The 11,518-nt window shown below is 38.6% G+C and carries 7 protein-coding genes; 6 read left to right on the top strand and 1 reads right to left on the bottom strand.

Going from position 1 to position 11,518, the window contains the following annotated elements:
* Positions 1-16 precede the first annotated feature (16 nt).
* From DFQ12_RS18485 to DFQ12_RS18465, 5 genes are all read left to right on the top strand, one after another.
* Positions 17-1,912, top strand: coding sequence for a hypothetical protein (locus DFQ12_RS18485; RefSeq protein WP_120260505.1), 1,896 nt, complete (start codon positions 17-19; stop codon positions 1,910-1,912).
* 123 nt (positions 1,913-2,035) lie between these two features.
* The gene (locus tag DFQ12_RS18480; RefSeq protein ID WP_244211786.1) at positions 2,036-3,826 is read left to right on the top strand and encodes a TrkH family potassium uptake protein; all 1,791 of its coding nucleotides are present in this window, start codon (positions 2,036-2,038) and stop codon (positions 3,824-3,826) included.
* 110 nt (positions 3,827-3,936) lie between these two features.
* A complete protein-coding gene (locus tag DFQ12_RS18475; RefSeq protein ID WP_120260504.1) occupies positions 3,937-4,623 on the top strand; it encodes a potassium channel family protein in 687 nt (228 codons plus the stop codon).
* 4 nt (positions 4,624-4,627) lie between these two features.
* Complete coding sequence (locus DFQ12_RS18470; RefSeq protein ID WP_077437339.1) at positions 4,628-4,945, top strand: YbjQ family protein; 318 nt, start codon at positions 4,628-4,630, stop codon at positions 4,943-4,945.
* Positions 4,946-5,192: 247 nt separating this feature from the next.
* Positions 5,193-7,676 (top strand): YfhO family protein, encoded by a 2,484-nt coding sequence (locus DFQ12_RS18465; protein WP_120260503.1) that lies wholly within the window; start codon positions 5,193-5,195, stop codon positions 7,674-7,676.
* A 28-nt stretch (positions 7,677-7,704) separates the two neighbouring features.
* On the opposite strand, the gene DFQ12_RS18460 is transcribed toward DFQ12_RS18465, so the two are convergent.
* The gene (locus tag DFQ12_RS18460) at positions 7,705-8,301 is read right to left on the bottom strand and encodes a ribonuclease HII (RefSeq protein WP_120260502.1); all 597 of its coding nucleotides are present in this window, start codon (positions 8,299-8,301) and stop codon (positions 7,705-7,707) included.
* A 225-nt stretch (positions 8,302-8,526) separates the two neighbouring features.
* On the opposite strand from DFQ12_RS18460, the gene DFQ12_RS18455 reads away from it, so the two are divergent.
* The gene (locus tag DFQ12_RS18455; protein ID WP_120260501.1) at positions 8,527-11,376 is read left to right on the top strand and encodes an outer membrane beta-barrel protein; all 2,850 of its coding nucleotides are present in this window, start codon (positions 8,527-8,529) and stop codon (positions 11,374-11,376) included.
* Positions 11,377-11,518 lie beyond the last annotated feature (142 nt).

Here is an 11,518-nt window from a genome sequence, read left to right as displayed (position 1 = left end):
AAGAGATTGTGACTTTATGAAGCCTATTTTTAAGTGGATCATTGGGATTATTGTGTTTATTCTCCTGGCGTTGACTGGAGGCATAATGTATTTTAGCAATAAATGGAAACCGCTGTTGGATACCAAAATAAAGCAGCTGGTTTTGCAGGCAACAGATAGCCTTTACACAGTTCACTATGATGATATTCATGTTAATCTTGCACTGGGAAATCTAACCATAGATAACCTTCATTTAATTCCGGATAGTGTTGTGTATAAAAAATTAGAGCTTATGAAAAAGGCTCCTGATAATCGATATGCAATAATCATCAACAAGCTTAAGATTAAAAGCTTTGGCATCCGTAAGGTACTCATGGATAAAGAGCTTTTCCTACACGATGTGACTGTAGATACGCCAATGATACATATTATCAATGAGGTGCATAGTTATAACGATACTGTAAGCCAGGGGCCTAAGAAACCTTTGTACGAAAAAATAAAAGATAATTTAAAGAAGATTCATGTTGAGGCTGTCAATTTGAATAATATTGATTTTAAATATACGCAGGTACAAAAGGGTGTACATCAGGATTTTGAGATAAAAAAAGTGAAAGTGCGGATTGATGATGTCCTTATTGATTCAACTTCGGAATATGACAGGCAACGTTTTTATCATACGAAGATGATCGATATCGAAGTGCCTGGCTTTACTTATAAAACTCCGGACGGTTTTTATAAAATCAATTTTGATAAACTTAATATCAATAGTAGAGACAGGAATGTTCTCCTAACCAAGGTTGCTTATCAGCCGACATTAAACAAGGCGGCCTACTATAAGAAGAAAGGGGAAGGTGGAAGTTATGTTGTCTTTAAAATGGACACCTTGCAACTGGCCGGGTTTAATTTTGGGCAACTTTCCAGAGATAAAAAGGTTTATGCACAAAAAGCATTCTTAAAAAACGGGCAACTTTCCATCTATAGTGATAAGCACTATAAGAGTCCTGCTACCCGACAAATAGGAAATGCACCGCACATGAAATTGATGCAAATGTCAACTAGAATGGGGATTGATTCGATGATTCTGGATAATATTGGTATTTCCTATTCTGAGATGAGTGATCAATATAGCCAAATAGGAACTATTACTTTTGATCATACTTATGGTACCATATTGAATGTGACAAATGATTCGACAAGGCTGTTGAAGCAGAAGCTTATGCGTGCTAATCTGAGCACTAATTTTATGAATTCAGGAAAGCTATTGACCAATTTTGTCTTTGATATGACCTCCAAGGTTGGGGCATATACATATAAAGGTAGTCTTGGGGAGATGGATTTAACCGCTGTCAATAAAATGATTCGACCATTGTTGAATGTTGAGGTTAAATCTGGTCATCTAAAACAAATCGTATTTGATGTCTGGGCTAACGACTACCGGAGTAAGGGGACGTTTAAAATGGATTACAATGATTTAAAAGTTAATATACTCTCGGAAACAGGTGATGACGGGCGTAGAGAAAAGAAGGGCTTCCTTTCATTTATGGTCAATCAGGTTTTATTTAATCCTGGAAATCCAGACCTTTATGGTAAATATACTGTGGGGCATATCAACAAACATCGAGATCCTTCTCATCCTTTCTTTAAGGCAATGTGGCAAAGTTTGCTGATGGGAATTAAACAATGTGTGGGTTTAGGGCCAGAGCGGGAGGCAAAACTGATGAACACAGCGGATCGTGTTGAGAAGGTCGTGAGTGGTGTTGAGAAAGCGAAGAAATTATTTTCAGGGATATTCAAAAAACATAAAACTGCTGAAGAGCTGCTAAAAGAAGAGAAGGAGGAAGAAGCAAAAGCGGCTGCCAAAATGGAGGAAAAGCGAAAACGGGATCGAGAGAAGGCTGAAAAGGAATTGGAGAAAGAAAAACCTGGAGATTAAAAGTGGGGATGTCGCGAAAGACACTGTTGTATCCCGTTTCACGTGAAAATAAAGTGCCTTTCAGGGATAAGATGTTGGTAGATTTTTGAATAAAGGCAAATTTATCTTAGTTTGCGGTTTATAATGGTAGATTCAATATTAAGTTTTGTTCGATTTGTTTTCAAATATAAAAACGGTCTTGTAGATAAGATCATGTTCTATGTGAGCATGATTTGTGCTGCAATAGTTATTTTCAATGTTGGCTATGTAACTGATCCAACTTTGGGGACTCTGCTTGGTAAAACCATTCACTACCTATTTTTCGTGCTTTTCTTTATGATTGCATTGCGGGAATCCTCATCCATCTATGCTCTGAGGAAAATTGCCGTTGAACATTATTCAGGCTTGTTTATCCTGATTTATTTTATTTTTATTTTGATTGCTCGTTTCGCTGGGATTGATGCGCTATCGGTCTTTTCACGCGAACAGTGGATTTATTTAGGGATCTATATTATTTTTATTGCCGAATTATCGAAAAGTACACTCTTTTTCGATAATTTTTATTTTAATCCCACCATCCTGTTTGTTATCAGCTTTCTTGTGCTTATCCTAATAGGGACAGTCCTATTGATGCTTCCGCGAACAACGATTGAAGCTCCGCTCAGTTTTGTCGATGCCTTATTTATGGCCACTAGTGCTGTTTGTATAACGGGATTGTCCGTAGCAGATATTTCCACCAACTTTAGCATGTTTGGTCAGACCGTTATTATTGTATTGATACAGGTTGGAGGATTGGGAATTATGACGTTTACAGGATTTTTTGGTTATTTTTTTTCTGGTGGATTTTCATTCAAAAACCAACTGATGTTTGGTGAAATATTGGGCGAAAATAAAGTGGCATCAGTCATTAAGACATTGTTGACTATGATATTTATAACACTGTTGTTTGAATTTCTTGGTGCGTTATTAATTTTTAGTACCTTGGAAAGTGCTAACTTCCCGAATATGGGTAGTATGATTTTTTTCTCAATTTTTCATTCCATCTCTTCTTTCTGTAATGCGGGATTTTCTATTTTGTCTGGGGGAATCACCAATGATGCGTATAAGTTCAACTATCCATTTCAATTGGCTCTTTCCTCGTTGTTTATTCTTGGAGGATTAGGTTTTGGAATTGTGCTCAACTTTTATACCTATATAAAGGAGTCTATATTCCTGTGGTACCACCGTTTGGTCACGAAGAAAAAATATAAACATAAAGCTTGGAGTTTTAGCTTCAACTCCAAGTTGGTTCTACTTTGTAATGCAATTATTATTGTTTCGGCAACACTATTCTTTTACTTTTTGGAACGGAAGAATACGCTTTCCTTAGAAAAGGGCTTAGATGGCGAATGGGCTACATCTTTTTTTATGGCAAATGCCGCGCGTTCTGCTGGTTACAATAGTATTGATTTGAGTTTTGTCGGAGCTCCAACTATTTTTCTGATCATGTTACTGATGTGGATAGGAGCCTCTCCGGGGTCTACTGGAGGTGGAGTTAAAGTGACAACAGTAGCACTTTCTTTTATAAATATTATTTCTTTAGCAAAGGGTAAGGAATATATTGAAATTTTTAAACGAAGAATAGCAGGCGAATCCGTCAATAAGGCTTTTGCAATCATTTTATTATCGTTTATAGTCGTTGGGCTCAGTTTTTTTGCGCTTATTTTTACTGATCCAGATAAAAGTATGAAAGATTTGTTGTTTGAATCGTTATCAGCATATACGACCTGTGGCTTGAGTTTGGGTATTACACCTTCCTTAAGTATGGGAGGAAAACTGATCATTGTCGTGACCATGCTGGTCGGTCGTGTAGGTATGTTAACATTATTGGTTGCCTTTATCAAAAATACGACACGTCGGAATATTATATTTCCGGAAGAGAAGATCTTGTTTTAAATGCATTCTTTTTTTTACACATAAATTTGGAAATGAAGAGAAGAGGCTGATTTAATAGTATGCGATGCGATTGTACTTGTAAATACAATAAATTTATCTTAGTTTGAGTTATGAAGTATATTGTTTTAGGGCTAGGGCATTTTGGGCGTTCATTAGGTGTTCATCTTACTGAACTCGGTCATGAAGTGATTGGAGCAGATAAAAGTTTAAATATAGTGGAGCAGCTCAAAGATAAGATTACGCATACCGTATGTTTGGATACAACAGATCGGGAGGCTGTATCTTCACTGCCTTTGAAAGATGCACATGCTGTCATTGTCGCTATTGGGGAAGACGAGGGAGCTTCTCTTATGACTGTAGCGCTCCTAAAACAATTAAAAGTAAAGCGTATAATCGGCCGTATCGTATCCGATTTGCAGAAAACAGTTCTGGAAGCAATGGAGATCAATGAGTATATTATGCCAGAAGAAGAGGCTGCAGAGCGCTTGGCTATGCGATTGGATAATATCGATATTGTTGATTCCTTTAAGGTTTCAGATCGGTATTCTATTGTTGAAACAAAGGTTCCACAGCGTTATGTTGGTATGACGCTACGCGAGGCTAATCTGACGAATCTTTATAAAATTATTGTGCTGACCACAGTGAAAATTACAGAAACAAAAAAAGACGGAATTACCAAAGAACAAAAGGAAGCATCTGGTATTGCCACGTCTGAAACAGTCATGGCGGAAGGGGATATCTTAGTTGTTTTTGGCGAATTATCCGATATCAATAAGTTAATTCAAAAAGGAGAATAAAATTATGTTATTAACAACAACAAGTGTTATCGAGGGACACCAGATCGATCGTTATTTGGGGATTGTTTCTTCAGAGGTTGTTTTGGGGGCGAATGCCATTAAGGATATGATGGCTGGATTTCGAGATTTTTTTGGTGGTCGATCCAATTCCTATGAGCGGGCGTTTCAGGAGACTCGTGAGGCTGCATTGCGTGAGTTAGAAGATCGCGCGAAAGCATTGGGAGCTGACGCAGTCGTTGGCGTACGATTGGATTTCCAAACTGTTGGAACAGGAGGGATGATGATGGTAGGAGCCACGGGGACAGCCGTTAAAATGAAATAAACTCAAGATAGCCCTAATATAATTAGGGCATTTTTTTTATAAAAAGACGGGAGTGAATCCATCGTTATTTATTTTCCATGCATTTTTCGGCTAGACTGTCTTTGATGAATCATAGCAATTTGAGGTTTATTTCTTTTCATCATCTAGGAGAACTGTATTTAATAGATTGCGCATAATTATAATTGTATATAAAAACAAATTTATCTAAGTTTGGCTTTTAAGACTTTTAAACAACCTAAGAGGATAAATGAAAAATTGGTTTAAGGCGAATTCAGCACATTTGATCGTTATTGCGGTCTTTATTGCGCTCGTATTTTTTTATTTCACACCTGTTTGGCAGGGAAAGACACTTGCTCAATCAGATGTTGTACAGGCGCAAGCTGGACAAAAGGAATTATTTGATTATAAAGCCAAAGATGGAAAGGCGCCTTTATGGACGAATTCTATGTTTGGAGGAATGCCTACCTATCAAATCTGGCAGGCAAATGAAAATAATATTGGTACCTACTTGTTGAAAGCGGTGAAGTTTGCCTTTCCAAGTCCGATGGACACCGTGTTGTTTTATCTATTGGGGGCCTACTTTCTTTTTAGCGTATTACGCATCAAACCTTGGCTTGCTGCGGTGGGCGCAGTTGCAATAGCCTTTACTTCCTACAACTTTATTTATATTGAAGCTGGACATATTACCAGGGCAAATGCAATCGCCTTTATACCACCTGTTATAGCTGCGGTGATTATGTGTTATCGTGGGAGTAAGTTATGGGGGCCGGTACTACTGGCATTATTTCTTTCCTTGGAGATACGTGTCAACCACTTACAGACGACCTATTACTTGTTAATGGCGTTGATGGTCTACGTTATTTTTGCTTTAGTAGATGCAATCAAACAAAAACAATTAAAGGAGTTCTCTATTGCCTCCGGCAGACAGGTGATTGCGGTTATCATTGCTTTAATGGTGAACGCTTCCATTTTATTGCCTACCTGGGAGTACAGTAAGCTAAGTACACGTGGCCATGCTAATATTACGAAGGTTGACAATAATAATACAAAAGCAAAAGGACTAGATAAAGAGTATGCTTATGAATGGAGCCAAGGCGTTGGCGAGACCATGACCTTTATGATTCCTAATGCTTATGGCGGAGCTAGTGGTGGTCAATTGGACGAAAAATCACATGTTGCCAAATTTTTTACGGACAAGGGGATGTCAACTGTGCAAGCTGGACAGATAGCGCAAAGTATGCCAACGTATTGGGGTGACAAACGTTTTACATCAGGGCCTTGGTATTTTGGAGCGGGTGTTTTCTTCTTGTTTATATTGGGGCTGGTTATTGTTAAAGACCGTTTCAAATGGTGGATATTAACGACCACAGTATTAGCATTACTTTTGTCATTTGGAAAGAATTTTACATTGGTCTCGGATTTATTCTTTGATTATTTCCCGATGTACAACAAGTTTAGGGCTGTTGAATCCATCCTGGTTCTTGTTTCAATCACAGTACCATTGATGGCCATTTTGACGGTGAATGAACTGCTGACGCGAGCCAAAGAAATTCCAAATCTGGATAAGAAAGTGCTTTATACTTTTGCAGGTGTAGGTGGTGTTTGTCTGCTGATTGGTTTGATGCCGGATTTGTTCTTAAACTTCAGAAATGCAGGTCATAATAATTTAATAGAGTATTATGCTCAACCCCAGCAAATTGGCGATAAATCTTTAGCAACAGAGTTGGTGAATCAACTGGTTTTGGATCGTAAAGATATTGCGAGTAAAGATGCTTACCGCTCCTTTGTGATTATCTTGCTTACATTCGGACTTGTTTGGTTCTACCTTAAGAAAAAGCTTAATGAAGGTGTTTTATTGGGTAGCTTGCTTATCTTGTTCTTATTCGATTTATGGAGCGTAGATAAACGCTTTTTGAATGATAAATCCTTTATGGAGAAAGGTGCGACTGCACAGCAGGTGTTCCAGCAACGCGAAGTTGATCAATTGATTTTGATGGATAAGGATCTAAGTTATCGCGTCCTTGACTTGACGACTGATCCATTCTCTGATGCCCGCCCTTCGTATTTCCATAAATCGTTAGGAGGCTATCATGCTGCTAAATTAATGCGTTTTCAGGAGATTTTAGAGAATCAATTCAATGGGGCGCTTAACGAAGACGTGCTGGATATGTTCAATGTGCGTTATTTGATCACAACAGATCCTCAAAATCAATCGCAGCGTATTGTGAGACGGAGCACTGCGGCTGGAAATGCTTGGTTTGTAGACAAGGTGACTTTTGTAAAAGGAAATGCGGAGGAAATGCAAGCGATCAGCTCTTTTGATCCACGTAAAGAAGCTTTTGTGAATCAACAGTACCAGAATGAAATCAAAGCAAAAACCTCGAGCGCGGCTACAACAGGGGAAATTAAACTGACATCGTATCATCCTGATAAAATGCAGTATGAATATACGGCTACCAATGACGCATTTGCGGTATTCTCTGAAGTGTTTTATGATAAAGGATGGAAGGCTTATGTCGATGGAAAGGAAATACCAATTATCCGTGCCGATTATTTGCTGAGAGCCTTACAGTTGCCATCAGGAACACATAAAGTTGAATTTATCTTTGATCCAGAATCACATAAAATGGGTAATCTTTTGACTTTAATATCGTCGATTATCCTTGGATTAGGAGTAGCAGCAGCAGCGTATTTCTCACTACGGGAGACAAAAAAAGAAACAGCTGCATAGCAAGCTGTTTTTTTTAAAGGTTAAAGCTTTAGAATAATTTGAGCTGTGGGTCAGTTATTCTAAAGCTTTTTCTATGATGTGGTGTCGAACCATATTCGAGCACTGCAGTCCGATGCTTTACGGTCGGATAGCCTTTGTTATTAAGCCAATCATAAGCGGGATAATCCGAAGCGATATTGTCCATGTATTCGTCGCGGTAGGTTTTGGCCAAGATGGAGGCCGCTGCAATAGAAAGATATTTTCCATCGCCCTTTACGATGCACGAATGGGGGATTTCTTGGTAAGGAATAAACCTGTTCCCGTCCACAATAATATATTCCGCTTTTATCTGTAGCATATCTAAGGCTTTATGCATGGCAAGATAACTGGCATTGTGAATATTGATGCTGTCAATTTCTTCCGCTGAAACACTCGCTACAGCATAGGCCAGTGCTTCCCGTTCAATAATCGGACGCAATGCCATCCGTTTTTTTTCGCTTAATTTTTTCGAATCGTTGAGCAACTCATGATGATAATCAGCTGGGAAAATTACTGCTGCAGCGAAGACTGGGCCCGCCAAACAACCTCTGCCGGCCTCGTCACATCCAGCTTCAACCTGTTGATCTTGATAATATGATAATAGCATCTTTCTAGTTCTGTAAATGAACGAAAGTACAAATAAAATTAGAGTTATGCATTGTAACTTCTGTGTGAATAATACCCTTTTACATTAATTAACACTAATAATATCTTCTTTTGTAAAGATTTAGAATGCGCTGTTGTGAATAGAAATGAAGAGGAGTTGGTTAAACTTAAACTGGGGCATTCGGTCAAATAATTTGTCAATTATAGAAATATAAAAATAGATGTTATGAGAGGCTTCATGCTTTTTTTGTTGAGTATGTTAACAGGATGGACTGTATATGGCCAGACGAGAAACGTACAAGGAATGTTGAAAGACGACAAGAACCGAGTTGTCGCTGGAGCAACAGTTAAGTTGACTTCAAAATTGGATTCTATGGTAGCAGGTTCAAACATGGCCGGTATTTTTATCTTTGATAGGATCAAGGCGGATACGTTTAAGATTACCGTTTCTAATTTAGGATTTGAACGTTTTGAAAAGGAGTTTGATTTTCCTAAGGGAGAGGTAAAATACATTATCCCAAGTTTGACCTTGCAACAGAATTCGCAGATGCTTGAGGAGGTTGTTGTGGATGGGGTGCCTACCGTGGTTGTGAAAAGTGATACGCTGGAGTACACGATGAAGGATCTGAAGTTACGTGAAGGTGCGGTAGCAGAGGATGCTTTGAAAAAATTACAAGGTGTTGAAGTGGATAAAGACGGGAATGTCACTGCGCAAGGAGAATCTGTAAAGAGGGTCAGAATTAATGGCAAAGACTTTTTTGGAGGTGATGTTAAGACAGCGACACAGAATCTTCCCGCAAATATTATCCAGAAAATGCAGATCATTGATGATTATGGTGATATGGCCAATATTACAGGGAACAAGAACGGCGATTCCGAAAAAGTACTAAACATTCAGATCGATCCCAAATATAACCAAGGTCATATGACAACACTCCGTGCCGGTTATGGTACAGAGGATCGTTATCAGGCGACAGGAATGTGGATGGGGATGCGCGAAGGAGAGCAGATTTCTGTATTAGGAAACTTAAACAATACCAATGCACCCTTGTTTGATTTCAATACAACAGGTGGTGGTGCCCGACGTGGTCAAGGTGGCGGTGGACGCCGTGGTGGTGGTATGTTTGGTGGTTCAGATGGCCTTACTAAGATAGGTTCCATTGGCCTTAATTTTCGCAAGGATTTTTCTGATAAACTGACCGCTTATGGTAGCTATAGTTATAGCCACAGCAATAATACAACATTGTCACAGCGATATATCGTGAATGCAACGCCAGGCCGATCACAAGCGGACAGTCTAGATGTGAATTCAAATACCATTGGAGGCAACCATCGTTTTGAAGCAAACGTGGAATGGAAACCAACGGATAAAGATTATATTAAGATTGTGCCGCAGTTTGGCTATGACGATGGCAATAACAGCGCGATAACAAACTCCATTACCTATCTAAGGGAGGTTTTGGATAATAGGCAGGCGTTAACAACTGGAACAAACTCCACGGCACCACGATTTGGAATCAGTGGTTTATATAACCGTAAACTGAGTGACAATGGACGTAACTTGTTTTTCAATTTTAATTACAATAACGCCAAAACAGATAAGGATGTAAATCAGATACTTGATCGGTATATTTCTGATCCATCCAATATCAACCAACCCATGAGTAACATTTACCAGCGTACGGTTCAGGATGCACTCAATAAAAGCTGGAATGCCGGAGCTTCGGTAAATTATACCGAACCTTTATCCAAAAATGGAAAATTAGAGGTAACCTATGATTTTAATAAGAATAAATACGACAATAGTATCCAGCAAACGGGGTATGACAAAGCGGGCAATAACCTTGAAAACGAATTTGAAAATGCAAAGTTAAACCTTGATTATAATTATGACTATGCGTTTATAACCCATAAAATAGGAGCGAACTATTTGTTCAGCAATGACAAGGTGACTTACTCGGTGGGGGTTGCCGGACAGCCATCCCAATTGCGAGGATCAGCGATTAATTCGGGCGAGATTATTCCGATTTCCCGTAACAATATGAACTGGATGCCAATTGCTCGTTTTGAATATAAATTCTCCCGTCAATCCAATTTAAGCGTAAACTACTCTGGATCTCCAACAGAACCAAGTGTATCGCAAATATTGCCCTATAATCTGAGCACAAGTTCGACAAATATTGTTTACGGTAATGCAAACCTGAATCCGGAATTTAATCATCAATTGAATCTGAGATTTCGTAAAAATGACTTTCAAAAAGGTAATAATTTCTTTGTATTCCTCAATGGTTCACTGGCAGATAACAAAATCGTAAGTTTAAACAAATCGTACTACGGTCCTATTCAGAAAGATCCCACAACAGGGAACATTGATTCTGCGTTGATTTCAGAGACCCGTTATTTTAATGAGACCGGGGATCGTCCGTATGCGATCAATTCATTTTACCATTATGGTAAATCCTGGAAAGAAAAAACCTTCAATGTAATGTTGATGGGCGGTATTTCGGTGAATAAAACAATTGGTTATTCTTCCATTGATGAAAATGACAATATCGGACAGAAAAATGTTGCACGTAATTTTGTCCTGACTCAAGGCCTAATGTTTCGTTACAATCCATCCGAAAATCTAGAAATTAATCCGGGTGTTCGTTACCAATTTACGCATACAGAAAATAGCTTACTACAGCGAAATAGTGATATTCAGACATGGACGCCAACTTTAATTGGTTCCTACAATATTTTGAAGAACACAATTTTTGGCGCTGACCTTTCTAAATCTTTCAACCAAGGATATGGCCAAGGGTTGTCTTCCAATCCATTCATTATCAATACCTATGTGGAACAGAGATTTTTAAAAGAGCAGCGTGGTACCTTACGTTTGCAAGCATTTGATTTACTAAATCAACAAACGAATTTATCTAGGACCGTAGATGGATTCTTAACTACAGACAGTCGTACAAATCGTCTGGGACGCTATTTTATGCTTTTATTCACCTATAAATTCCAGAAGTTTGCAATGGGGACCCCACAAGGGGGAGATGACTTTCATGGAGGTATGAGAAGACCCCGTATGTAAGCCGAACAAAAAAGCTAGCTAAAAACGGTTATAGTGATTTCGCTATGACCGTTTTGCGTTTAAAAATCCCTAGTTTTGCTGAAAATTCACCAAAATGGTTAAGTTTGACCTATGGCATACAATATGTTTGCGCTATTGTTGC

The sequence above is a fragment of the Sphingobacterium detergens genome (genome assembly GCF_003610355.1).
Taxonomy (GTDB): domain Bacteria; phylum Bacteroidota; class Bacteroidia; order Sphingobacteriales; family Sphingobacteriaceae; genus Sphingobacterium; species Sphingobacterium detergens.
Note: the sequence above shows the minus strand (reverse complement) of the source record. Positions and strands in the feature narration are given on the sequence as shown.